The 23,112-nt window shown below is 72.6% G+C and carries 28 protein-coding genes; 24 read left to right on the top strand and 4 right to left on the bottom strand.

Going from position 1 to position 23,112, the window contains the following annotated elements:
* Window positions 1–20 precede the first annotated feature (20 nt).
* A complete protein-coding gene (locus BR70_RS0117970) occupies window positions 21–461 on the bottom strand; it encodes an OsmC family peroxiredoxin (RefSeq protein ID WP_027467170.1) in 441 nt (146 codons plus the stop codon).
* A 123-nt stretch (window positions 462–584) separates the two neighbouring features.
* Between BR70_RS0117970 and BR70_RS0117965 the strand changes: the two genes are divergently transcribed.
* On the top strand, window positions 585–1,199 hold the full coding sequence (locus BR70_RS0117965) for a DUF805 domain-containing protein (RefSeq protein WP_027467169.1): 615 nt from the start codon (window positions 585–587) through the stop codon (window positions 1,197–1,199).
* A 22-nt stretch (window positions 1,200–1,221) separates the two neighbouring features.
* A complete protein-coding gene (locus tag BR70_RS0117960; RefSeq protein ID WP_027467168.1) occupies window positions 1,222–2,265 on the top strand; it encodes an NAD(P)-dependent alcohol dehydrogenase in 1,044 nt (347 codons plus the stop codon).
* Here BR70_RS0117960 and BR70_RS0117955 read toward each other — a convergent pair.
* Window positions 2,262–4,067 carry a gamma-glutamyltransferase family protein gene (locus tag BR70_RS0117955; protein ID WP_197019682.1) on the bottom strand — a complete coding sequence of 602 codons (1,806 nt, stop codon included), beginning with the start codon at window positions 4,065–4,067 and terminating at the stop codon, window positions 2,262–2,264. The genes BR70_RS0117960 and BR70_RS0117955 overlap by 4 nt on opposite strands.
* Window positions 4,068–4,391: 324 nt before the next feature.
* Between BR70_RS0117955 and BR70_RS22650 the strand changes: the two genes are divergently transcribed.
* From BR70_RS22650 to BR70_RS21745, 14 genes are all read left to right on the top strand, one after another.
* Complete coding sequence (locus BR70_RS22650) at window positions 4,392–5,582, top strand: peptidoglycan DD-metalloendopeptidase family protein (RefSeq protein ID WP_027467166.1); 1,191 nt, start codon at window positions 4,392–4,394, stop codon at window positions 5,580–5,582.
* A 71-nt stretch (window positions 5,583–5,653) separates the two neighbouring features.
* Window positions 5,654–6,109, top strand: a complete 456-nt coding sequence (locus BR70_RS0117945; protein ID WP_155896955.1) for an RNA polymerase sigma factor — start codon at window positions 5,654–5,656, stop codon at window positions 6,107–6,109.
* Complete coding sequence (locus tag BR70_RS0117940; RefSeq protein ID WP_027467164.1) at window positions 6,106–6,942, top strand: hypothetical protein; 837 nt, start codon at window positions 6,106–6,108, stop codon at window positions 6,940–6,942. The genes BR70_RS0117945 and BR70_RS0117940 overlap by 4 nt, the downstream gene beginning before the upstream one ends.
* Window positions 6,943–7,084: 142 nt before the next feature.
* Complete coding sequence (locus tag BR70_RS0117935; RefSeq protein WP_035809644.1) at window positions 7,085–7,888, top strand: sulfite exporter TauE/SafE family protein; 804 nt, start codon at window positions 7,085–7,087, stop codon at window positions 7,886–7,888.
* Window positions 7,885–8,520: a DNA alkylation repair protein gene (locus BR70_RS21755; protein WP_051597113.1), complete on the top strand. Its 636-nt coding sequence runs from the start codon at window positions 7,885–7,887 to the stop codon at window positions 8,518–8,520. The genes BR70_RS0117935 and BR70_RS21755 overlap by 4 nt, the downstream gene beginning before the upstream one ends.
* 77 nt (window positions 8,521–8,597) lie before the next feature.
* On the top strand, window positions 8,598–10,118 hold the full coding sequence (locus tag BR70_RS0117925) for an MFS transporter (protein WP_027467162.1): 1,521 nt from the start codon (window positions 8,598–8,600) through the stop codon (window positions 10,116–10,118).
* A complete protein-coding gene (locus tag BR70_RS21750; RefSeq protein ID WP_051597141.1) occupies window positions 10,108–10,695 on the top strand; it encodes a TetR/AcrR family transcriptional regulator in 588 nt (195 codons plus the stop codon). Before BR70_RS0117925 ends, BR70_RS21750 begins: the two co-directional genes overlap by 11 nt.
* A 98-nt stretch (window positions 10,696–10,793) precedes the next feature.
* Window positions 10,794–11,696, top strand: coding sequence for an aminoglycoside phosphotransferase family protein (locus tag BR70_RS0117915; protein ID WP_027467161.1), 903 nt, complete (start codon window positions 10,794–10,796; stop codon window positions 11,694–11,696).
* 145 nt (window positions 11,697–11,841) lie between these two features.
* Window positions 11,842–13,035 carry a zinc-dependent alcohol dehydrogenase gene (locus tag BR70_RS0117910; RefSeq protein WP_027467160.1) on the top strand — a complete coding sequence of 398 codons (1,194 nt, stop codon included), beginning with the start codon at window positions 11,842–11,844 and terminating at the stop codon, window positions 13,033–13,035.
* Window positions 13,035–14,120, top strand: coding sequence for an NAD-dependent epimerase/dehydratase family protein (locus BR70_RS0117905; RefSeq protein ID WP_027467159.1), 1,086 nt, complete (start codon window positions 13,035–13,037; stop codon window positions 14,118–14,120). The genes BR70_RS0117910 and BR70_RS0117905 overlap by 1 nt, the downstream gene beginning before the upstream one ends.
* A 198-nt stretch (window positions 14,121–14,318) precedes the next feature.
* Window positions 14,319–14,675, top strand: coding sequence for an SHOCT domain-containing protein (locus BR70_RS0117900; RefSeq protein ID WP_027467158.1), 357 nt, complete (start codon window positions 14,319–14,321; stop codon window positions 14,673–14,675).
* Window positions 14,672–14,926, top strand: a complete 255-nt coding sequence (locus BR70_RS0117895; RefSeq protein WP_027467157.1) for a hypothetical protein — start codon at window positions 14,672–14,674, stop codon at window positions 14,924–14,926. Before BR70_RS0117900 ends, BR70_RS0117895 begins: the two co-directional genes overlap by 4 nt.
* A gap of 9 nt (window positions 14,927–14,935) precedes the next feature.
* Window positions 14,936–15,346 carry a DUF6314 family protein gene (locus BR70_RS0117890; protein WP_035809641.1) on the top strand — a complete coding sequence of 137 codons (411 nt, stop codon included), beginning with the start codon at window positions 14,936–14,938 and terminating at the stop codon, window positions 15,344–15,346.
* Window positions 15,347–15,381: 35 nt separating this feature from the next.
* Window positions 15,382–16,047: a pentapeptide repeat-containing protein gene (locus tag BR70_RS21745; protein WP_051597112.1), complete on the top strand. Its 666-nt coding sequence runs from the start codon at window positions 15,382–15,384 to the stop codon at window positions 16,045–16,047.
* Window positions 16,048–16,107: 60 nt separating this feature from the next.
* On the opposite strand, the gene BR70_RS0117880 is transcribed toward BR70_RS21745, so the two are convergent.
* Window positions 16,108–17,103 carry an NAD(P)/FAD-dependent oxidoreductase gene (locus tag BR70_RS0117880; RefSeq protein ID WP_027467155.1) on the bottom strand — a complete coding sequence of 332 codons (996 nt, stop codon included), beginning with the start codon at window positions 17,101–17,103 and terminating at the stop codon, window positions 16,108–16,110.
* A 67-nt stretch (window positions 17,104–17,170) separates the two neighbouring features.
* On the opposite strand from BR70_RS0117880, the gene BR70_RS0117875 reads away from it, so the two are divergent.
* The gene (locus BR70_RS0117875) at window positions 17,171–17,776 is read left to right on the top strand and encodes a helix-turn-helix domain-containing protein (protein WP_027467154.1); all 606 of its coding nucleotides are present in this window, start codon (window positions 17,171–17,173) and stop codon (window positions 17,774–17,776) included.
* Between the two features lie 20 nt (window positions 17,777–17,796).
* Here the strand turns inward: BR70_RS0117875 and BR70_RS21740 are convergent, their stop codons facing one another.
* Window positions 17,797–18,552, bottom strand: coding sequence for a glycosyltransferase family 2 protein (locus BR70_RS21740; protein ID WP_051597111.1), 756 nt, complete (start codon window positions 18,550–18,552; stop codon window positions 17,797–17,799).
* A gap of 146 nt (window positions 18,553–18,698) precedes the next feature.
* Here BR70_RS21740 and BR70_RS21735 point away from each other — a divergent pair, with 146 nt between their 5' ends.
* The 7 genes from BR70_RS21735 (at window position 18,699) to BR70_RS0117835 (ending at window position 23,087) form a co-directional block, all read left to right on the top strand.
* Window positions 18,699–19,526, top strand: coding sequence for a hypothetical protein (locus BR70_RS21735; RefSeq protein ID WP_051597110.1), 828 nt, complete (start codon window positions 18,699–18,701; stop codon window positions 19,524–19,526).
* Window positions 19,523–19,966 carry a phage holin family protein gene (locus BR70_RS0117860; protein WP_051597109.1) on the top strand — a complete coding sequence of 148 codons (444 nt, stop codon included), beginning with the start codon at window positions 19,523–19,525 and terminating at the stop codon, window positions 19,964–19,966. The genes BR70_RS21735 and BR70_RS0117860 overlap by 4 nt, the downstream gene beginning before the upstream one ends.
* Window positions 19,963–20,535, top strand: coding sequence for a DUF3618 domain-containing protein (locus BR70_RS0117855; RefSeq protein WP_027467152.1), 573 nt, complete (start codon window positions 19,963–19,965; stop codon window positions 20,533–20,535). The genes BR70_RS0117860 and BR70_RS0117855 overlap by 4 nt, the downstream gene beginning before the upstream one ends.
* 79 nt (window positions 20,536–20,614) lie before the next feature.
* The gene (locus BR70_RS0117850) at window positions 20,615–21,040 is read left to right on the top strand and encodes a MarR family winged helix-turn-helix transcriptional regulator (protein WP_027467151.1); all 426 of its coding nucleotides are present in this window, start codon (window positions 20,615–20,617) and stop codon (window positions 21,038–21,040) included.
* 58 nt (window positions 21,041–21,098) lie between these two features.
* The gene (locus BR70_RS0117845) at window positions 21,099–21,740 is read left to right on the top strand and encodes an MBL fold metallo-hydrolase (RefSeq protein WP_027467150.1); all 642 of its coding nucleotides are present in this window, start codon (window positions 21,099–21,101) and stop codon (window positions 21,738–21,740) included.
* 54 nt (window positions 21,741–21,794) lie between these two features.
* Window positions 21,795–22,484 (top strand): HAD family hydrolase, encoded by a 690-nt coding sequence (locus BR70_RS0117840; RefSeq protein WP_027467149.1) that lies wholly within the window; start codon window positions 21,795–21,797, stop codon window positions 22,482–22,484.
* A 120-nt stretch (window positions 22,485–22,604) separates the two neighbouring features.
* Complete coding sequence (locus tag BR70_RS0117835) at window positions 22,605–23,087, top strand: GNAT family N-acetyltransferase (RefSeq protein ID WP_027467148.1); 483 nt, start codon at window positions 22,605–22,607, stop codon at window positions 23,085–23,087.
* The last annotated feature ends 25 nt before the right edge of the window (window positions 23,088–23,112 follow it).

Here is a 23,112-nt window from a genome sequence, read left to right as displayed (position 1 = left end):
ACGGTTCCTGCGTTCCGCGCCTACTGCTCGAAGGTCGCGTGCAGCGTGATCTCGACGCCGGTCAGCGCCTTGCTCACGGGGCAGGTCGCCTTGGCGTCCTCGGCGGCCTTGAGGAAGGCCGCCTCGTCGATGCCGGAGACCTCGCCGCTGACGGTCAGGACGATGCCGGTGAGACGGAAGCCGCCGGCCGGGTCCGGGCCGAGCGAGACGTCGGCCTTGACGTCGAGGGCCTCGACCGTGCCGCCGGCCTCGCCGAGGACGGCGGAGAACTGCATGGCGTAGCAGGCCGAGTGTGCGGCGGCGATGAGCTCCTCGGGGCTCGTGGTGCCCCCGGCGTCCTCGGCGGTGCGCTTCGGGAACGAGACGTCGTACGTGCCGACCTTCGAGCTCGAGAGTTCGACCTGGCCGGAACCGTCCTCGAGGCCGCCGTTCCAGGCGGTGCGTGCGGTGCGAGTGGGCATGCCCGCTCCTTTCGTGTGGGGGAGCGGCCCCGAACGGGACCACCGCTCCTGAGTTAATCGGAGAACGATCGTTCTCGCAACGGGCTCACGGCGAAGACGCAGGTCTGCCCTACGATCTGGCACATGGGGGACAGCAGCGTGACGGGGTTCCGTGGGGCCGTGCTCGAGCAGGGTCCGGCCGACGTGACGAACCCGGTGGTCGCCTGGCTCCGGTTCTGGACCCAGGGGTGGCGGTTCCACGGGCGGGCGAGTCGTTCGGAGTTCTGGTGGGTGATCGCGCTTGAGCTCGCGCTGGCCGGGGCTGCACTCTGGGTCGTCGGCACGCACGGGACCGGAGGGCGGTGGGAACTGTACGTCGACCCGTTCGGAGCACTCCCGTCGCCGCGGGTCTCGTTCCACCTGGTCGACCGCGGGCAGGGGGCGTGGTTCGGCTGGGGCAGCGGTGGGCGGGACGTCTGGCCGGACGCGTGGGACCTGGCGATCCTCGTCCCGACGATCGTGACCATCGTGCCCCGGTGGTCGCTGCTCGTGCGGCGACTGCACGACCGGGACCACACCGGGCTGTGGATCCTGCTCCTCGTGTTCACCGGGCCGCTCGGTGCGGTCGTGCTGGGTGTCATGGTGGCGCGGTCGTCGCGTCCTGGTGGAGCACGGTTCGACCGCGGACTGTTCGCCGGACGGCGTGGTCTCGAGGCGACTGGACGACACATGTCGTCCTCGACGACAGGTGTAGCGTGAAGGGCGATCAAAGGAGAACCCCATGCGCGCCGTCGTGTTCGAGCAGTACCAGACCTTCCCGTCCCTGACCGAGGTCCCGAAGCCCACACCCGGGCCCGGTGAGGTCCTGCTCAAGGTCGCCGGCGCCGGCGCCTGCCACTCGGACGTCGCCGTGTACCGGGAGTTCCAGCAGGGGCAGCCGGGAGCCCAGGCACCCGCGTTCGTGCTCGGCCACGAGAACTCCGGCTGGGTCGAGGCCGTCGGCGACGGGGTCACCGGCTTCGCCGAGGGCGACGCCTACCTGGTCTACGGGCCGGTCGGCTGCGGGCACTGCTCGTACTGCTCGAAGGGGCAGGACACGTACTGCGAGAACGCCGCGACGAACCCGTACATGGGCATCGGCCTCGGGCGCGACGGTGGCATGGCGGAGTACGTGAGCGTCCCGGCGCGGAACCTCGTGCCGCTCGGTGACGCCGACCCGATCGCCGCCGCACCGCTCAGCGACGCCGCGCTCACGCCGTACCACGCGATCAAGAACTCCCTGCCGAACCTGGCAGGTGGCGGTCGCTTCGCGCTCGTCGTCGGGCTCGGTGGCCTCGGGCAGATCGCCGTGCAGATCCTGACGGCGCTCACCGGCGCCACGGTCATCGCGACCGACATGAAGCAGGACGCGATGGACCGCGCCGCCGCCCGTGGCGCGATCACCGTCCCCGGCGGCCCGGACCAGGCCGAGCGCATCCGCGAGATCACCGGCGGACGCGGCGTCGACGCGGCCTTCGACTTCGTCGGTGCCACCCCCACGATCAAGGTCGCGCAGGCGTCGATGGCGGTCGGCGGGCGGTTCACCGTCGTCGGGATCGCCGGTGGCACGACCGAGTGGAACTTCTTCGCGACGCCGTACGAGTCGACGATCACGAACACCTACTGGGGCACGATCGAGGACCTGCACGAGGTCGTCGCGATGTACCGCGCCGGCCAGATCGTCCCCGACGTCGAGCGGTACGCGCTGTCCGACGCACTCGAGGCGTACCGGAAGCTCGAGGCCGGGGAGCTCTCGGGCCGCGCGGTGGTCGTCCCGACGCTTTAGCGTCCCGCGGCGTAGCCCTGCGCGCCCCGAGGGTTCGCGGCGGCACCGAGGATCCCGGTCTCCGGGTCGCGGGTGACGCACGACAGCCGGCCGAGGCTCCAGTCACCGCCGCGGGTCACGACGTGTCCGCGGGCCTCGAGTGCCGCGATGACCTCGTCCCCCAGGCGGTCCTCGACGACCAGGCCCGCGGGCTCCCACGTGCGCGGCCAGAACGACCCCGGGAACGACGTGGTGTGCAGCGCCGGCGCGTCGATGGCCTGCTGCGGGGAGTACCCGCCGACGATCCAGCGCAGCAGGAACAGCAGCTGCCACTGGTCCTGCTGGTCACCGCCGGGGGAACCGAGTGCGGCGACCGGCTGCCCGTCGCGGAGCACCAGGGTCGGGGTCAGCGTGGTGCGGGGGCGCTCGCCGGGCCGCAGGGTCGAGGCGGTGTCCGGTTCGAGCCAGGTCATCTGCAGGCGGGTGCCGAGGCAGAACCCGAGCTCGGGGATCGTCGGTGACGACTGCAGCCAGCCACCGGACGGGGTCGCACTGACGATGTTGCCCCAGCGGTCCACGACGTCGATGTGGCACGTGTCGCCGCGGGTCTCGCCGTCGGCGGTCACGAACGGCTCGCCGCGGTCCTCGAGGGGAGCGGCCGGCGGGACCTCGGTGTCGGCTTCGGTGTCGCGGGCGACCTGCACGGTCGGTTCGCCCACGCCGACCGAACCGGAGGAGTCGTACGAGGTCCGGACCGGCGGCAGCGCGTGCTCGATCCCGGCGATCGTTCCGGGGCGGAGCTCCGCCGAAGCCCGCTCGCCGATCAGCGCACGGCGCTCGTCGGCGTAGGCGTCGGAGAGCAGGACGTCCATCGGGACCTCGCCGTCGCCGTAGAACGCCTCACGGTCGGCGAGGGCGAGCTTCTGCGCCTCGACGATCGTGTGCGCGCCGAGCTCGGTCGACGGGTCGAGCAGGGCGTCGTCGAGCGGTTCCAGCAGCCGCAGGGTCTGGAGCAGCGCCGGCCCCTGGCCCCACGGCCCGGTCTTGGCGATCGTGCAGCCTCGGAACTCGGCGGTCGTCGCGGGTTCGTACGACGCGCGGAACGCCGCCAGGTCGGACGCCCGGATCACCCCCGCGTGGTCGGTGCCCGACGCGTGCCGGTGCGGTTCGCGGACGAACCGGTCGATCGCCTCGGCGACGAACCCCTCCGCCCACTCGGACCGGGCCGCATCGATGCGGCCGGTCCGGCTGCCGGCACCCGCGCCTGCGTCGACCAGCCGGTCGAGCACTGCAGCGAGTGCCTCGTTGCGCACCAGGTCCCCGGGGACCGGCACCGTGCCTCCCGGCAGCCACTGCGTGGCGGAGGTGGGCCAGTGCTGCTCGAACAGCTCGCGCACGGCGGTGATCGTCCGGACCACCGCAGGTGCGACCGGGTGGCCGTCGCGGGCGTACCCGATCGCGGGGGCGAGGACGTCGGCCAGCTCCCAGGTGCCGTGGTCGCGGAGCAGGAGCAGCCACGCGTCCACCGCACCGGGGACGGTGGCGGCCAGCGCGCCGGAGCCGGGGACCAGGTCGAGGCCCTCGGCGCGGTAGTGCTCCGGGGTCGCGCCCTCGGGGGCAGGGCCCTGACCGACCAGCACCGTCGGCACGGGGTTCACGGCCGTCGCGAAGACCGCCGTCAGGTCACCGCCGGGGCCGTTCAGGTGGGGCTCCACGACCTGCAGGACGAAGGCACCGGCAACGGCCGCGTCGAAGGCGTTGCCGCCACGCTCGAGCACCGACTGGGCCGTGGCCGTCGCGATCCAGTGGGTCGAGGCCGCCATCCCGAACGTGCCCTGCAGGTCCGGACGGGTGGTCTGCGCTGCGGGCGGGACGAAGGCGGGGTTCGGCGTCGGCATGCCACCATCTTGCGCGCTCCCGGCGTCCCGGCACCCGGGTGAGCGCTGCCGCAGCCTGCCGCCTCCGGCTCCTGCCCCGCCGCGTACCCCCGGAACTGGGGTTGTCCCCACCGCGTCAAGGGGGTTGTTTCTCCCCCCGGAAAAGGTGACCATCGTTCGGCGGCGCGTAACCGACGTGCCGCTGAACGGTCGCGCAGGGGCGCGTCCGCCACCTGGACCGCCTCCCTGCGGTCCCAGCTCAGGGAACTCATGCGCCGCACTTCGTCGTCTTCGGCTCGCCTCCGCCCAGTCCGCGCTCGGGTCGTCGCAGCGCTCGTCGCGCTCGCCGCCGTCGCGACGGGGCTGGTGAGCACCGCCACCCCGGCCGCCGCCGCTCCGATCGTCTACACGGGCACCGTCGCCGCGGGCAAGACGCTCTGGCCGGGCGACTCGGTGACCTCGAACAACGGGCAGTTCCAGCTCGTCATGCAGGGCGACGGCAACCTCGTCGAGTACGGCATCGGTCGCAAGGTGCTCTGGGCGTCGAACACGTCCGGCAAGTCCGGGGCCTTCGCGCAGATCCGGGCGAACGGCACGCTCGCCATCGTGCACAACAACGTGCGGATCGCGCTCTGGGGCGGCGCCGGGCACGTCGGCCGGAACTTCGGGGTCCGACCGGACGGCACGATGCGCATGATCAACACGGCCAACAAGAGCGTCGTCGAGTTCCCCACGTACCAGGACAGCGTCGCCGCGGGGAACCTCATCCTGCCGGGGACGGTCCTGCGGTCCGACCGCACCAACGCCCGGACCCTCGCCATGCGCGCCGACGGAGTGCTCGCACAGGTCGTGAACGGCAAGCAGGTCTGGGCGACGAAGACCGCCGGGAACGCCGGGGCCTACGCCTCGGTGCAGGCCGACGGCAACTTCGCCGTCTACTCGGCCGCGGACAAGTGGCTCTGGTCGAGTGCCACGAGTCGTGCCGGCGGCGGACGGCTCCTCGTGCAGGTCGACGGCAACGTCGTGCTCTACGGCAAGTCCGACACCCGGGCGTGGTCGACCCGCCCCGTGACCGGGCTGCTGTGGCCGGTCGCCAGCACCAAGATCTCCGGCCGGTACGGTGACGACCGCGGCGTCGGACACGTCCCGCGCTACCACCAGGGCACCGACTCGCCCGTGGGGAGCGGGACGCCCGTGTACGCCTCGGGGACCGGGACGGTCACCACCACCGTCGCGAACCACGCGTCCTACGGCAACTACGTCGTCGTCACGTACGGCAACACCACCGTCCTCACCGCGCACCTCAGCAAGATCGGCGTGAAGCAGGGGCAGATCGTGTCGAAGGGCAACGAGGTGGGCAAGTCCGGCAACACCGGGCAGTCCACCGGGGCCCACGTGCACGTCGAGGTGCGCCAGGCCGGCTCGCTCATCGACCCGCTCTCGGTGCTGCACTTCCGGTGATGCGACCGAACCGAGCGCTTCGGCTGTCAGGATCGCCGAACTCGCGACACTCCTGAAGTGAAGGGAGTGCTGTGACGAACGATGACTCACACCTCGTGCGCCGGATGGTCGCCGGGGACCGTAGCGCACTGGCGACCGCGTTCGACCGGTTCGCCCCGGTGCTGACGCGCTACGCGTGGGCGGTGTCCGCGACGCCGACCGACGTCGAGCGCGTCGTGCAGGAGTCGTTCCTGTCGCTCTGGCAGCACGCCGACGGCTTGTACCTGCCCACCGGTCTGCTGCTGCCCTGGCTCCTGGCCGTCTGCCGATCCCACGCCCGGACGAGTGATGCGGACGGCGGCGGCGCTGCGCCGTTGCGCTGGGTTGAGGACGACCTGCTCGCCCTCCCCGAGACCGACCGACGACTCGTCGAGCTCTGTCTCGTCGAGGGGCGGACGTGGTCGGAAGCCGCGCAGCACCTCGGACTCCGCCCGTCGGGACCCACGCCACGGCGGGGGTCCAGAGCGACGAAGGAGGTGCAGCGATGAACTCCGAGCCCCCGATCGGAGACGACCTGCAGCGCATGCTCGTCTCGATGAAGCAGAACGTGCTCGAGCGGGCCGAACCGCGGAAGCGCCGTGGACGTCGCACCGGCATCATCATCACCGTCATCGCCCTGCTCGCCGTGGGGACGGCGGGTGGTGGCGTCGCGCTCGGACTCATCCCGACGTCGCCCACCGAGCCCGAGCCCACGCCGAGCGCCACCAGCCAGCCGAGCCAGACCGTCACGCCGTCGTCGGCGCCGGTCGTCGGTGAACCGACCCCGACGCCCACGCCCACGCCGACCGCCCCGCCGTACTCGGCGACGGACTGGTCGACGTGGACGATCTCGGCGGATGCCGTCGGACCGGCGACGCTCGGCAGCCCCGCCGGGTCCGACGACGCCGCACTGCGAGCTGCGTTCTCGCCTGCGCCGCCCCTGATCGACGACAAGGGGACCGTGATCTACCCGTTCGGTTGCCCGAACACGAACTCCAGGATCTGGGACGGACCCGGCGGCGAGCGTGTCGTCGAGGTCGTCGCCGGCGGCACGGTCGGTACGGTCGTCATCCAGCAGGGGCAGGACGCCGCACCGGGCCAGCAGGTCGGCCCGAAGACGCTCGAGGGGGTCGGTCTGGGCAGCACCCTCGCCGAGGTCAGGGGCGCCTACCCGGACCTGGTCCAGACCCGGACGGACGCGGCGGGTGGTACCCGTGACACGTTCTGGGCGGTTCGGTCCGGCGAGCGGTACATCGTGTTCCAGGTCGGCGAGGGGAGCGGCCGCGTGGCGACCGTCTTCGTGAGCGGCACGAGCGAGCCGGTGGCCGACTACTGCTCCTGACGCCGCGATTCGCGAGATGACGTTCGCTTCGTGAGCAGAAATGGTCGGGTCGCCTTCGGGCAGCCGACCATTCCTGCACTCCAAGTGCGGGCCACCTCGCACCGTGCGAGAGCACGCCCGCGGCGCGGATAGCCTGGGCAGGATGAGGAAGCGCGGCGGAACGGTGCTCGTGTTGGTGGCGATCGGGGTCCTGGCGGGGGTCCTGTCCGGGCTGTTCGGCGTCGGCGGTGGGGTCATCGTGGTACCGGCGCTCATGGCCTTCGCACAGATGGACCAGCGTCGGGCCTCGGCCACGTCGCTCGTGGCGATCGCCCCCGCCGCCGTCGTCGGTGCGGTCACCTACGCCGTGCAGGGCGAGGTGCACTGGCTGGCGGCCCTGACCCTGGCGGTCGGCAGCGTCATCGGCGCGCCGATCGGTGCCCGGCTGCTCCGTGCCCTGCCGCTCCGCGTGCTGCCCTGGATCTTCGTCGGGTTCATCGCCGTCGTGCTGGTGTCGCTGTTCACCACGGTGCCGACCCGCGGCGGCGAGGTGCACTTCGGGGTCGTCGAGGCGATCGTCCTGCTGCTGCTCGGGCTGCTGTCGGGGGTGCTGTCCGGGCTCGTCGGGGTCGGCGGCGGGGTCGTCATCGTGCCGGGGCTCGAGGTCGTGCTCGGCGCCGGCGACCTGCTGGCGAAGGGCACGTCGCTCCTCACGATGGTGCCGACGTCGGTGTCCGGGACGGTCGCGAACCTGCGGCGTCGCGCGGTCGACCTGCGGGTCGGGCTGACGGTCGGCATCACCGCCGCCGTCTGCTCGCCGGGTGGCGCCGTGCTGGCGCGCCTGGTCGACCCGCAGGTCGGCACCTGGCTGTTCGCGGCGTTCCTGGTGGTCGTCGCGGTCATCGTGCTCAGCCGCGGGCGTCGGAGGGCACCACAGAACGACGCGAGCGACGGGGAGGTCGCGTGACGGGCCTCCCGGCAGCGCGCGACGCGGAAGCCGTGCTGGCGGCGTTCGCCCGCACCACCGGCGACGTCGCTGCGGCCCGCCGGGTCGCGCGGCAGTTCCACGACCTCGACGAGGGGGAGCGCTCGGCGCTGCTCTGGAGCGAGGACGACGGCGCGAAGCTCGTCGCCGTCCTGCTGCTCGTGCAGGCGATGCGGGCGCACCCGGACCCGGAGCTCACCGACGAGTACCTGTCCGCGGCGAAGGCCGAGCGGTTCGAGGACCCGGTGCTCGTCGACCTGGCCGCCGAGGAACTCGTCGGCGCCCCGTTGGTGGGCGCCTCGACCGGCCCGCTGTTCGCGCTGGCGAAGTCCGACGTCGCGATGGTCCGCCGGATCGCGGTCGTGGCGACCCTGGCGTTCGCGAAGCAGGGCGACGCCGAGGTGCCGCTCGGGATCGCCGGGCGCCTGGTTCGGGAGCGCAGCGAGACGGTGCAGTCGGCGCTCGGTCTCGTCCTGCGCGAGACGGGGAAGCGGGCGTCCGAGCCGGCACTCGTGGCGTTCCTCGAGCAGAGCGGCCGGTTCCTCAGCCCGGCCGCCCGCCGGACGGCCACCGAGCACCTGCCGCCAGGGGAGCGTGACCGGCTGCGGGGCTGACCGAGCGGCGCTGTGCTGTGCTGTGAACCGACTGTGCAGTCTGCCCAACCGACCAAATGGTCGGTTACGGTCGACCGATGACCACGACCAGCACCACCCCGACCCACCGCGCCTCCGTCCGTGAGTGGGCGTCCCTCGGCGTCCTCACCCTGGCCGTGGTGCTCCTGGCGATCGACGGCACCGTGCTGGCCCTGGCGGTGCCGTCCCTGACCGCCGACCTCGACCCGACCGCGACCCAGGTGCTCTGGATCGGCGACGTCTACTCGTTCGCACTCGCCGGGTTGCTCGTCACGATGGGCAACGTCGCCGATCGGATCGGTCGGAAGCGCCTGCTGCTCGTCGGCTCCGTCGCGTTCGGACTGGCATCGGCCGCTGCGGCCTTCGCCTCGAGCCCGGAGCTGCTCATCGCCGCACGGGCACTCCTCGGCGTCGCCGGCGCCACCCTGATGCCCTCGACGCTGTCGCTGGTGCGCACGATCTTCCGCGACCCGCGGCAGCGCACCACAGCCATCGCGGTGTGGTCCGCGGGCGCGACCGGTGGTGCCGCGGCCGGACCACTCGTCGGCGGGGCGCTGCTGGAACACTTCTGGTGGGGGTCGGTGTTCCTCATCAACATCCCCGTCATCGCGGTGATCGTCGTCGCCGGGGCGTTCCTGCTGCCGGAGTCCCGCGGCGGCGCCCGGACCCCGATCGACCTGCTCTCCGCGGTGCTCTCGGTGCTCGCGATCGTGCCGCTGGTCTACGCCGTGAAGCACGTCGCCGGGCACGGGTTCGACTGGACGGTGCCGGCGACCGCGTTGCTCGGGCTCGCGTCGGGCTGGTGGTTCGTCCGGCGGCAGAAGCGCCTGACCACGCCGCTCATCGACCTGCAGCTGTTCCGGATCCCGGCGTTCTCCGGTGCGGTGGTCGCGAACTCGCTGTCCGTCTTCGCGCTGAGCGGTCTGCTGTTCTTCTTCTCGCAGTACCTGCAGCTGGTGCGCGGGTTCACCCCGCTGCTCGCCGGAGCCGCGGAGCTGCCGGCCACCCTGGCGTCCATCGCGGTCATCGCCGTGATCGGCCTGCTCTCCCGTCGCGTCGGCCCCGGTCGCTCCATCGGCCTCGGGCTGGCGGTCGCCGCGGTCGGCATGGCCGGACTCGCCTTCGCCGAGGGGCTGCCGACGTACTGGGGGATCGCCATCGCGCTCGCCGTGGTCGGCCTCGGCGTCGGGGTGTCGATGACGCTGGCGACGGACGCGGTCGTCGCCGCGGCTCCGCGGGAGCGTGCGGGCGCCGCCTCGGCGATCTCGGAGACCGGGTACGAGCTCGGCGTCGCGCTCGGCATCGCGGTGCTCGGGTCGCTGCAGACCGCGTTCTACCGGTCGAACCTCGACCTCACGGGCGACAGCCTGGGTGCGGGGGTCGCGGACCGGGTCCGGGAGTCGCTGGCGTCGGCGAGCCAGGTACTGCAACCGGGGTCGCCGGTGCTCGAGCACGCCCGTGAGGCGTTCACCGGTGGCATGCAACTCGCCTCCGTCTGCGCCGCGGTGCTGCTCGCGGTCGCCGCCGTGGTCGCGCTCCGGGTCATCCCGAACCGGCAGGATGGACCGCATGACCACTGACCGCAGCACGGGCCCCGGCACCGGCACCGACGGCTCCCGCGACCGCGAGCGCACGCGGCAGGCCGTGCTCGAGTCCGCACGCCGATTGCTCGCCGAGCGCGGTACGCGGGTGAGCGTCGCCGAGATCGCGACCGAAGCCGGCGTCTCGAAGAGCGGGCTGCTGCACCACTTCCCGTCGAAGGACGAACTCCTGCTCGCGGTCGTCGAGCACGGGTTGGCCGCGTTCACGGACGAGGTCATGCAGCACGTGGACCTCGCCGAGAACCGACCGGGCAAGGTCCTCCGCGCCTACGTCCGGACGCTCTGCGGCGGCAGCGAGCAGGCGATGGACCTGTTCGCACCGTCGTCGCACTGGCCCGGTCTGATGGCCGTCCCGGGGATCGCCGCGGCCGTCGCCGCCGACGCCGAGCACTGGCGGACGCTGTTCGCACGCGACGGCCTGCCCGAGGACCGCGCACTGGTGGTCCGGCACGCGGCCGAGGGCCTCGCGGCCGCGGTCGGCATGCCGCCCTACCTGGACGAGCGGGAGCTCGCGGTCGCGCGCGACGCCTTGCTCGCCCTGGCAGAACCCGCCTGAGGCGACGGCCGGGAGGCCCGGTGCGAGTCCGCCCCGCCGCTGGCCGCCCGCGCGCACCGGCCCCACCGCCGGCCCGGTCCGACGCCTAGGCTGCGGGCATGCACACCGAGGTGCCCCGGATCGACGCCGGACTCGTCGAACGACTCGTCGCGGAGCAGTTCCCCGACTGGGCCGACCTGCCCGTGCACGAGGTCGACCACCAGGGCTGGGACAACCGCACCTACCGGCTCGGGGACGCCCTGTCGGTGCGACTGCCGAGCGCGGCCGGCTACGTGCCCGCGGTCGAGAAGGAGCAGGACGTCCTGCCGTACCTCGCCCGGCGGCTGGACGTCGCCGTGCCGGAACCCGTGGCGCTCGGGGAACCGGGCCAGGGATTCCCGTTCCCGTGGTCGGTGCGGCGGTGGCTCGACGGGGTGCCGGCCGTGCAGGTCGAAGACCTCGACCTCGACCACGAGCGCTTCGCGGCCGAGGTCGGTGCGGTGCTCCGGCAGCTCCGGAGCATCCCGGCGACGGGCGGTCCCACCGCCGGCGCGCACTCGTTCCACCGCGGGGAGCACCCGTCCGTGTACGACGCCGAGGTGCGGGCGGCGCTCGACACGCTCGACACGCTCGCCAGCGGCAGCGGCTCCGTCGTCGACCGCGGCGCGTGCGAAGCGGTCTGGGCCGAGGCCCTCGCCAGCCGGTGGGAGGCGCCGGCCGTCTGGTTCCACGGCGACGTCGCCCCGGGCAACCTGCTCGTCGACGACACCGGGCGGCTGTGCGCGGTGATCGACTTCGGCACGTGCGGCGTGGGGGACCCGGCGTGCGACCTCGTGCTCGCGTGGACGATGCTGGACGGCCCGGCGCGACGGATGTTCCGACAGGCCGTCGACCTGGACGACGACACGTGGGCGCGTGCACGGGGATGGGCGCTGTGGAAGGCGCTCATCATGCTCGCCGGCAGCGCCGGACCGGGCGGTCGCGACGAGCACGAGCGGGTCCTCACGGCCGTCCTCGCCTGAGGTCGCGGCCACGGCTGCCCACCCGCGCCGACGTGCGCGAGGGGGACGCGGGGCTGGGAGCGTCCACGGGGCGGGCGCGTACCGAGGAGGGGAACGCGAGTCGTGCCTCCAGGCCGGCTCGAAGCGACCACGAGAGGAACGCAACGTGCGCGCACTGACCTACCAGGGCACCGAGAAGGTGTCCGTCGAGACCGTCCCCGACCCGACCATCCAGGAGCCGACCGACGCGATCGTGCGGATCACCTCCACGGCGATCTGCGGGTCCGACCTGCACCTGTACCGCGTGCTCGGCCCGTACATCGACCGCGGCGACGTCCTCGGCCACGAGCCGATGGGCATCGTGGAAGAGGTCGGATCCGGCGTCACGAACCTGAAGGTCGGCGACCGGGTCGTCATCCCCTTCAACATCTCCTGCGGCCACTGCTGGATGTGCCAGCACGGCCTGCAGTCGCAGTGCGAGACCACCCAGGTGACCGAGTACGGCACCGGTGCCTCGCTGTTCGGCTACACCAAGATGTACGGCCAGGTCCCCGGTGGCCAGGCCGAGTACCTGCGCGTGCCGCACGCCGACTACGGCCCCATCGTCGTTCCGGACGACGGCACCCCCGACGACCGCTGGCTGTTCCTGAGCGACATCCTGCCGACCGCGTGGCAGGCCGTGCAGTACGCCCAGGTGCCCGAGGGCGGCACGCTCGCCGTGCTCGGCCTCGGCCCGGTCGGCCAGTTCGCCGCCCGCATCGGCAAGCACCTCGGCTACCGCGTGCTCGCCGTCGACCCCGAGCAGGTCCGCCGTGACCTCGGGGCGAAGCACGGCGCCGAGGTGTTCGACCTGACGAAGGACCTGGTGCCCGAGCTCGTCGACCTGACCGACGGGCGCGGCCCCGACGGGGTCGTCGACGCCGTCGGCATGGAGGCCCACGGCAACCCGATGGCGGGCTTCGCACAGCGTGCCGCCGGCCTGCTGCCCGACAAGCTCGCGCAGAAGGCGATCGAGACCGCCGGTGTCGACCGGCTGGCCGCCGTGCACGCGGCGATCGACCTGGTCCGCCGCGGTGGCACCGTCTCGCTGAGCGGTGTCTACGGCGGCATGGCCGACCCGATGCCGATGATGACGCTGTTCGACAAGCAGATCACCATCCGCGAGGGCCAGTGCAACGTGAAGCGTTGGATCGACGACATCATGCCGCTCGTCTCCGACCCGTCGGACCCGCTCGGCACGCTCGACCTGACCACCCACCGCGTCTCGCTCGAGGAGGCCCCGCGCATGTACGAGGTCTTCCAGAAGAAGCAGGACAACTGCGTCAAGGTCGTGCTCGACCCAGCGATGGCCGCAGCCTGATGCGCGTCGTCGTCGTCGGCGCGACCGGCAACGTGGGGACGGCGGTGCTCCGTCGGCTCGCGGCCGTGCGCGCCGACGGCGACGGTGACAGCGGCCGTCACGCCGCCGGCGACACCGGCCGTCACGCCGCCGGCGTCCAGATCGTCGGCGTCGCCCGGCGGCTGCCGGACCTCCGCGCGGAGCCGTACGCCGCCGCCGTCTGGCACGCGGTCGACGTCGGTGCCGCGGACGCCGTGGACCAGCTCACGGCCGTGTTCCAGGGCGCCGACGCCGTCATCCACCTGGCGTGGGCCCTCCAGCCGACGCACGACATCCCCGCGCAGCACCGCACGAACGTGACCGGCACGGCGAACGTCCTGGCTGCCGTCGCGCGCGCCGAGGTGCCTCAGGTCGTCGTCGCGTCCTCGGTCGGCGCCTACCGCGGGGTGGACGTCGACGGCAAGCACACCCCCGTGGACGAGAGCTGGCCCGCCGACGGCATCCCGACGGCGACGTACTCGATCCACAAGGCCGCCAACGAAGCGGCGATGGACGCGTTCGAGGCCGAACACCCCTCCGTGACCGTCACCCGGCTGCGCCCGGGGCTGATCTTCCAGCGGGACGCCGCCGCCGAGATCCGGGGGCTGTTCCTCGGACACCTCGTGCCGATGTCGATCGTGCGGTGGATCCGCTGGCTCGTGCTGCCGCTGCCGTACCCGTTCGTGTTCCAGGCCGTGCACGCCGACGACGTCGCGGACGCCTACTGGCGCGCGGTCGACCGACGGGCATCCGGGGCGTTCAACATCGCCGCGTCGCCCGTGCTCAACCCGCCGAGACTGGCCCGCGCCTTCGGCATGCTCGGTGCCGTGCGGATCCCGCTGCGGTTGCTGCGCGGGATCGTGACGGTCACGTGGCGGCTGCGGTTGCAGCCGACGGACGCCGGGTGGATCGACATCGCGGCCGGGGTGCCGATCATGCGGACCGACCGTGCCCGGTCGGTGCTCGGATGGGAGGCCCGGCACACCTCCGAAGAAGCGTTGCGTGCACTCGTGGCCGGGTTCGCGGACGGTGCGAACGTTCCGGGGTCCGGGCCGCTCCGCGGCTGAGCGGGCTGCGGCTGGCCGGGGTCGGCGCTGCCTGGGTGCTTTCGGGCGTACCGGGTGCTCCCGGGCGTACCGGGTCGGAAGTTCTGACCAGGTACGCCCGGTTCCACATTCCATCGCGGGCGTTCTGGGAAGGAACGCCCGCTCGTGTTCCCCGTCTCGCGCTACGCTTCGCTCGTCGTTGTGAGAAGGGGGAGTGCGATGGTGCTCAGTTGGTCCGCGTTCAGTGAGCTCGAGGGGCCGGGGGAGTCGGGGATGTCCGACCTGTTCGGCGGCTGGTTCGGCATCGCGTTCGGGGTCGTCGCGGCGCTGATGATCCTCACGACCCTGACGATCGTCATCCTCTCGCTCTACCGGGGCAAGCGGATGGCCGACCGTGGTCAGAACCCGCTCACCATGCAGGAGGACATCGCGTACCAGGCGATGCAGAGCCGCACGTTCGCTCCGGACAAGCCGCTCGAGCAGCGCCTCGCCGAACTCGACGACCTGCACGCGCGCGGTGTGATCTCCGACGAGGAGCACCGCAGCGCCCGAGCCGAGGCCCTGCGCGGACGATGATCGCCTCCGAAGACGTCCGCAACCCCCTGATCCCGCCGGTCTACGACCTCGTCTGGACCCTGCTGATGGCGCTCGTCGTCATCGTGGTCATCGTCGCCGTGTGCATCGCGGTCGTCCGCAGTCGGCGCCCCCACGGTGCCCGTCGGACCTCGCCGGAGCAGCGGCTCCTCGAACTCGACGAGCTGCACGCCCGCGGTGTCATCACCGACGACGAGCGCCGAGCCGCGCGGGCCGAGGCCCTGCGCCGTTAGCCTGGTCCGGTGCTGCTGCCGACGGACCTGCTCGGGGTGTGGGAACTCCACCGCGCCGTGCACGACCACCGCACCGGGGCCGCGGGGACCGTCACCGGGACCACCACCCTGACCCGGGTCGGCGACGACGAGGTGCGCTGGGACGAGTCCGGCGTGATGATCTTCGACGGCCGGTCCACCCCGGTGTCCCGGACCCTCCTCCTCCGGCGGGGTCCCGACGGCGGCTGGACCGTGCACTTCTCCGACGGTCGGGTCTTCCACGACTGGGTCTGGGGCACGAGCGTCGCCCACGCCTGCGCTCCGGACGACTACACGGGTGCCTTCGACGGCGACGAAGACCGCTGGACGGTGCGGTGGGAGGCACGTGGTCCGGCGAAGGACTACCGGCTGGACAGCGTCCTCACCCGACCGCGGTCGTGACCCGCAGGGTCGGCGGTCACCGCCAGACTGGGGGCATGGCACGCTCCTCCGGCACCGACGCCCCGCGCATCACCCTGACCGAACCGACGAACCTCGAGGACTGGGCGCCAGCTCCCGGTGACGTCCTGACGGGGGACCGCCTCGAGGGCAAGCGCATCGACGTCCTCGACCTGGCCGGCGAGCGGCTGCCCGACCTGGAGATCGAGGAGTGTGTCATCGATACGTTCCGGGGCGACGATGCGGACTTCCGTGGGCTCCGGGTCCGTGACTCGGTCATCGACTCGCTCGACGCCCCGATCCTGCGGGCGTCGAGCAGCTCGTGGCGCGAGGTCCGGGTCTCCGGTGGTCGGGTCGGCTCGGCGGAGCTGTACGACTCCGGACTGAACGGCGTCGAGTTCGTCGGCATGAAGTTCGGGTTCGTGAACCTGCGCGGCTCGACGATCACCGACGTCGTGTTCCGCGACTGCGTCATCGACGAGCTCGACATCGCCGACGCGAAGCTGCTGCGGGTGTCGTTCGACGGCAGCAGCATCCGCGCCGCCGAGGGGTCGAACACCCGCATCGAGCACGTGGACCTGCGGGGAGCGGACCTCGATCGGGTCGAGCGGCTCGAGGGGTTCCGCGGAGCCACGATCGGCGCCGACCAGCTGTACACGCTCGCACCGCTGCTGGCTGCACAGGCCGGCTACCGCGTCGACTGACCCACGCCGAGTTTCGCGCTCACCGACACTGCACGCCCGACCGGCCCCGCGAACTGTCGCTCAGCCCGAAACAGCGCCCGAAACAGCGCCCGCGCCGACCCCGGCCAGCGCCGCGGCCAGGTCGGCCTGCACCAGGTCGCCGTGCACCGCTGCACCCACCTGGGTGCCGGCAGCTGCCGACGCGATGACCGTCGCCATCGGGGCCGTCACGTTGCCGGCCGCGGACACCCCGCGCACGGCGGTCTGCCCGGCAGCGTCCACGGTCAGCGCCGTCGCGAAGCGGTGGTCGCCCATGAACTGGTCGGTGGCGGCGAGGCCGAGCCCGGACAGGAAGTCCACCCGCGCCTCGGGCCGGCTCGCCGTGGCCAGGGCATCGAGCTCGACGAAGGAACCGTCGCCGCGCCGGACCCCGGTCAGCCGGTCACCCTCGGAGACCACGGCGGCGACCGGGCCCTGAACCACCGAGATGCCGCGAGCGGCCAAACCCGCCAGGGCGGTGTCGTCCATCAGTGCTGGATCGGTCAGGAACGCGGTCACCCGATCGCTCAGCGCCCGGAACATGAGCGCGTGGTGTGCGGCGTTCGGCGTCGTGACGAGGACCCCGATCCGCTGGTCGCGGACCTCCCAGCCGTGGCAGAACGGGCAGTGCACGACCCCGCGCCCCCACTGTTCGGCCAGGCCCGGGACCTCGGGCAGGACGTCCACGGCGCCGGAGGCGACGACCAGTCTGCGGGCCGTGACGACCGCGCCGGAGTCCAGCGTGACCGAGAAGCCGACCGGGTCGTGACCGTCACCGGTCGTGGCGGACGTGGCCACGACCCTCCCGGCCGTGACCTGGATGCCGTAGGCGGCGACCTCGTCACGACCGATGCGGATCAGCTCGGCGGGCGCGACGCCCTCGTGTCCGAGGTAGTTGTGTGCGCCGGCCGCCGGAGCGTTGCGGGGCTCGCCGGAGTCGACGACGAGCACCGAGCGCCGCGAACGGCCGAGGATCAGGGCGGCGGAGAGGCCGGCGGCCGAGCCGCCGATGACGATGACGTCGAAGTGTTCAAGCATGCGCTGATCATGCGGCCGGTCACGAGTGAACGGCAATGAAGTTTGCCGATGTGGCAACATGGCCCGCATGGCACACAGCACCACGGGACCGGTCGCGCGCACGACGGCCGACGTCGTCGACGGAGTCGGCCCCCGACTCCGCGCGCTGCGCGCCCACCGCGACGTCACGCTCGCAGCACTGTCCGAGCAGACGGGGATCTCGGTGAGCACCCTGTCGCGGCTCGAGTCCGGCCAGCGGAAGCCCACACTCGAACTGCTGCTGCCCCTCGCGCGGGCGTACCAGGTGCCCCTCGACGACCTGGTCGGCGCACCGCAGACCGGCGACCCGCGCGTGCACATGAAGCCCGAGGTGCACGGCGGCCGCGTGGTCGTGCCGCTGACGAAGCGGACCGGCGGGGTGCGCTCGTTCAAGCAGCTGTTCCCGCCGAACACCCCGGGTGGGGAACCGTCGCTCAAGACGCACGAGGGCTACGAGTGGCTCTACGTGCTGTCCGGACGGCTCCGGCTGGTGCTGGGGGAGCACGACCTCGACCTGGGTCCCGGAGAGGTCGCCGAGTTCGACACCCACACCCCGCACTGGATGGGCAACGTGACCGACTCCGTCACCGAGGTGCTGTGCCTGTACGGGCCGCAGGGCGAGCGGGCGCACGTGCGGTCGCGGCCCGCTCGGTGACCGGCTGACCGGAGCCGTCGTCAGCGGCTTCGCCACCACCGCTGCGACCGCGACCGCGATCGCAGCCGTCGTGCCCACCGTCGCACCGGGTTGGCCCGCCGGCCGTTCACGCGGAACGTGTGGAAGGCGCGTCGCGTCCGCACCCAGACGGACGGGAGGCCCGACAACGGTCGCGCGGACACCTGCACCGTGAGCACGGGGTCGGCCACCACCCGCCAGGCCGGGTCGAGCTGCATGCTCAGGTCGACGTCGTCGTGCACCTCGGCGTCGTCCCGGTGCGCTCGCCCCCCGACCGCGGCCCAGGTCGACCGGCGCATCGCCATGGCGGACCCGAACAACGGTGGGTGTCCGAGTGCACTCCACATCAGCACGAAGTACGGGCCCATGTACACGGCATCCCACAGTCGGCGCACCACGGGGCCGCCGTTCCGGGGCCGGCCCGGACCGGTGACCGCGACGACCTCGGGGTCGGCGAGCAGGCGGACGGCGTCGGCGATCCAGGACGGCGGTGGGACGGAGTCGGCATCGAGCCGCACGACGACGTCGCCGGACGCCCGGTCGTAGCCGCGCGCCGAGGCCCGGGCGATCCCGCGCACCGGCTCGGTGACCACGACCGCGCCGGCGTCCCGGGCGATCGCCGCGCTGTCGTCGGTGCTGCCGTTGTCGACCACGACGACCTCGTCGGCCGGCCGGGTCTGGGCCGCGAGGGCGGCGAGGCACCGGCGCAGGTGCACGGCATCGTCCCGCACAGGGATCACGACCGAGACACGGGGCACCCGTCGATCCAACCGACTGTCGCCTGTGCGGATTGCCGGACCGCGTTTCCCGGTGATCCTGGGACAGGCCCAAGAGGGCACGGCGCAGGTTCGTTGCGAAACGCCCCCGGTGCACGCCGGGGACGACGACAACCGGAAGGCCGACCATGACCACGAACCCACCCGGGAACGACTCCGGGACGCCCATCCACGACCGCACCGCAGCCTCCGAGGGGCACGAGGTCGCCCCCGGCGTGAGCGTGCCGTCGTACGCCAGCGGTACCCCCGCCGCGCGACCCACCGACCCCGGTGCGCCCCGGACCGACGACCCGTACGGCGACAGCGCCGCCGAGGTGCCGTTCGACGCGCCCCTCGACGCCGTCCCGGCCGACGAGCAGCTCCCCGCCGTCCCGTCCGCCGCGTCCGCCGGCAGCGTCAGCAGCTCCAGCGGCGCTGGCAGCTCCAGCGGCGATGGCAGCGGCTCCGGCAAGGCCGATGCGGCGAAGGGTGCCGCGCAGGACGTCGCCGGCGACGCCAAGGAGAAGGCCGCGAACGTCGCGGGCACCGCCAAGGAGCAGGCGTCGAAGGTCGCCTCCGAGGCGACCGACCACGCCAAGCAGCTCTACGGCCAGGCGTCCGAGAGCCTCAAGCAGCAGGCCGGCGAGCAGCAGCAGCGCGCTGCCGGCGGACTCCGCTCCCTCGGTGAGCAGCTCGGGCGCATGGCCGAGAACGACGACGAGCAGGGTGTGGCCTCGAAGGTCGTCCGCGACCTGTCGGGCCGCGCGACCTCCGCCGCCGGGTTCCTCGAGAACCGCGACCCGGGCTCGCTGCTCGACGAGGTGAAGACCTTCGCCGCGAAGCGCCCCGGCACCTTCATCGCGATCGCCGCGGGCGCGGGCCTGCTGGCCGGCCGCCTGACCAAGGCGCTCGCGACCGAGGTCAAGCACGAGAAGGAGGCCGGCGACGGCACGACCGGATCGGGGAGCGGCGTATGAGCCAGTCCGTCCCCGGCGCGACACCCCTGGGCGAACCGACGCCCGAGGAGCGCGCTGCGACCACACCGCTCGGTGAGCTGCTGTCCGACGTGTCGCGCGACCTCTCCAGCCTGTTCCGGCAGGAGGTCGCCCTCGCGAAGGCCGAGCTGACCGACTCCGCGAAGAAGGCCGGCAAGGCGGGCGGGATGTTCGGCGGCGCCGGACTCACCGCAGTGTTCGCCCTGCTGTTCCTGTCGATCGCCGCGTGGTGGGGCCTCGGTTACCTGATCGGCAACGCCTGGTCCGCCCTGATCATCGCGGTCGTGTACGCGATCGTCGCCGCGATCCTGGCCGTCCGCGGGCGCAAGGAGATCAAGGAGATCAAGGGCGCCCCGCAGACTGTCGAGACCGCCAAGGAAGTCCCCGAGACACTCAAGCCCAACACCGGGAGGAAGCCATGAGCACCCCAGACGAGATCCGCGCCGACATCGAGCGCACCCGCGGCGAACTCGGCTCCGACGTCGACGCCCTCGCCGACAAGGTCAGCCCGTCGTCCATCGCCCACCGCCAGAGCGAGAAGGTGAAGGGCCGGTTCCAGGACGTCCGCGAGTCCGTGATGGGCGCGGCCCAGTCGGCCCGCTCGAGCGCCTCCGGTTCCGCCTCGGGTGCGACCGGCCAGGCGAAGGACGTCGCGCAGAAGGGCGTCGAGAAGGCGAAGGGCAACCCCCTGGCCGTCGGCCTCATCGCGTTCGGTGCCGGTTGGCTGGTGTCGTCGCTCCTGCCGACGACCGAGAAGGAAGAGGAGCTCGCCGGTGAGCTGAAGGACAAGGCTGCACCGCTCGTCGACGAGGTCAAGGAGCAGGCGAAGGACGTCGGCTCGCAGCTCGGCGACGTGGCGAAGGAGCACGCGCAGGACCTCAAGGGGACCGCGCAGGACGCCGCGCAGGCGGTCAAGGGCGAGGCACAGGGGGCCGCGTCCGACGTCAAGGACAACGCGCAGGGTGCGGCGGACGACGTCCGCAGCAGCTGAGCGGAACCCCGTGACGGACAGGAGGCGCGGTGCCAGCTGGCACCGCGCCTCCTGTCCGTGACGCGGTAGCGTTCCGGGCATGGACCCGATCGACGAGCTCGCTGCGGAGCTCCGACAGTCCATCGGTCGGGTCGTGCGTGCCGCACGACGCGAGGCGGACGCGCTGCCGGCCACCCACACCACCACCCTCGGGTTCCTGCACCGCGAGGGTCCGATGACGATCGCGGAACTCGCGCGCCGCCGCGGGGTGAAGCACCAGGGGCAGTCCCGCACGGTCGGCGAACTGGCCGAGCTCGGCTACGTCGACCGGACGGCGTCGGACACCGACCGCCGAGCGTCGGTCATCCGGATCACGGACGCCGGCCGGGCTGCACTGCAGCGGGACACGGACGCCCGCACGGACTGGCTGGCCGACGCGATCCGCGAGGAGACCGACGCCGAGGAGCGTGCGCTGCTCCGCCGTCTGCCCGAGCTGTTCGAGCGGGTCGCGCGTCGGGCCGACTGAACGACCCCTCACCTTCCCGGGAGCCCGAGAAGTACAACACGGCTGTACAGTTGTGCGCATGGAGTTGACGAAGTACAACCACGCCACCGTCGTCCTCGAGCAGGACGGCGTCACCCTCGTCATCGACCCCGGGGTGTTCACGCCCGAGGCCGTCGACCTCGTCCGCGGAGCAGCGGGCGTCCTCGTCACGCACGACCACCCCGACCACTTCGACATCGACGCCCTGCGCGCGGGACTCTCCGCCAACCCGGACCTCGTCGTCCGCGGTCCGGAGACCGTCGTCGAGCAGCTCGGCGAACACCACGGCCGGGTCCAAGCGGTGCACGCCGGCGACGCGATCACCGTCGGACCGTTCTCCGTCCGGGTCTTCGGCGAGCAGCACGCGGTCATCCACCCCGACATCCCGTCCACCGCGAACGTCGGCTACCTGGTGGACGACGCGGTGTTCCACCCGGGCGACGCGTACCTCGAGCCCGGTGTCCCGGTGCCGACCCTGCTGCTGCCGACGAGCGGTCCGTGGACGAACACCGCCCAGGCCGTCGACTACGTGCGAGCCGTGGCGCCGGAGCGGGCCGTGCAGATCCACGAGGCGATGCTGAGCGACCTCGGCCAGCAGTCCGCCGCGCGGTTCCTCGGGCCGGACGGTCTCGGGCCGGTGCCCGTCCTGATCCTGCCCGCGGGGGAGACGATCACCGTCTGACGGACGCGGGCCGCCCCTGGGAGGCGATCCGGGCCTCCCGAGCAGCATGGTGGGATGGCCGACGCACCCACGACAGCAGTCCTCTTCGACATCGACGGCACCCTCGCCGACTCGAACTACGCGCACATCGACGCGTGGTGGCGGGCGTTCCTGGCGGCGGGGGAGTCCGTCGACGCCTGGCGGATCCACCGCGCGATCGGGATGGACTCGGCGAAGCTGCTCGAGACGCTGCTGCCTGACGCGTCCCAGGAGACCCGCGACACCGCGAAGCAGTTCCACACCGCCTACTACGCCGAGCAGATGCCGCGGCTCCGGCTGCTGCCGGGTGCACGCGATCTCCTGCAGGCCGTCGCCGAAGCGGGGCACGCCGTGGTCCTGGCGACCAGTGCGCCCGAGCACGAACTCGCCCGCCTGCGTGACCTGCTCGACGCGGGTGAGTGGGTCACCGCCGAGACCAGCTCCGAGGACGTCGGACAGGCGAAGCCGGACCCCGGCATCATCCGGGTCGCACTCGGCAAGGCCGGGGTCTCCGCCGACGACGCCGTGATGGTCGGGGACGCCATGTGGGACGTCGAGTCCGCCGGCAAGGTGGGGGTGCAGTGCGTCGGCGTGATGACCGGCGGCATCGGCGGCGACGAGCTCCGCGGGGCCGGGGCGGCCGAGGTGTACGACGACGCGGCGGCCGTGCTCGCGGCGTTCCGCGCCGGCGAGGGCCCGATCGCGGCACTCGGCCAGCGCGACTGACGAGCGGCGCCGGTCGCGCCTGACGGGCGGCGTTGGTCGCGCCTGACGGGCGGCGTTGGTCGCGCCTGACGGGCGCCTCGGTTTCCGCGTCGTCGGTCGCCCGTGCCAGGATCGACGTTCGTGATCACGATCGAACGCGTGTCCTGGGACGACCCCCGCAGCGTGGTGCTCCGCGCCCGGATGGACGACGAGATGCACGAACGCTACGGATCGGCGAACGCCGGCGAGGACCCGGCGGTCACCGCCGAGCGGGGTCGTGCGCTGAGCGTCGACCCGTCGACCGTCGTCACGTCGATCCTGGCCGTCGACGAGTCCGGAGAACCGGTCGGGCACATCGCGGTCCGGCGTCTGGGTGACGAGGTCGAACTGAAGCGGCTCATCGTGCTCGCCTCGGCGCGCGGCAAGGGTGCGGCCACCGCGCTGCTCGACGAGTGCGAGTGCGTGGGTCGCGAACTCGGCGCCCCGCGGCTCATCCTGCAGACCGGTGACAAGCAGCCCGACGCCGTGGCGCTCTACCGCAAGACCGGCTGGGACCAGATCGCGGTCTACGAGCCCTACGTCGCGACCATGCCCTGGTCGTTCTGCTTCGAGAAGGCGCTGTAGCCCGGCCCGTTCACGTATTGCACTT

It is taken from the genome of Curtobacterium sp. UNCCL17 (assembly GCF_000686685.1).
Lineage (GTDB): Bacteria > Actinomycetota > Actinomycetes > Actinomycetales > Microbacteriaceae > Curtobacterium > Curtobacterium flaccumfaciens.
This window is presented reverse-complemented; position numbering and strand designations above follow the sequence as displayed.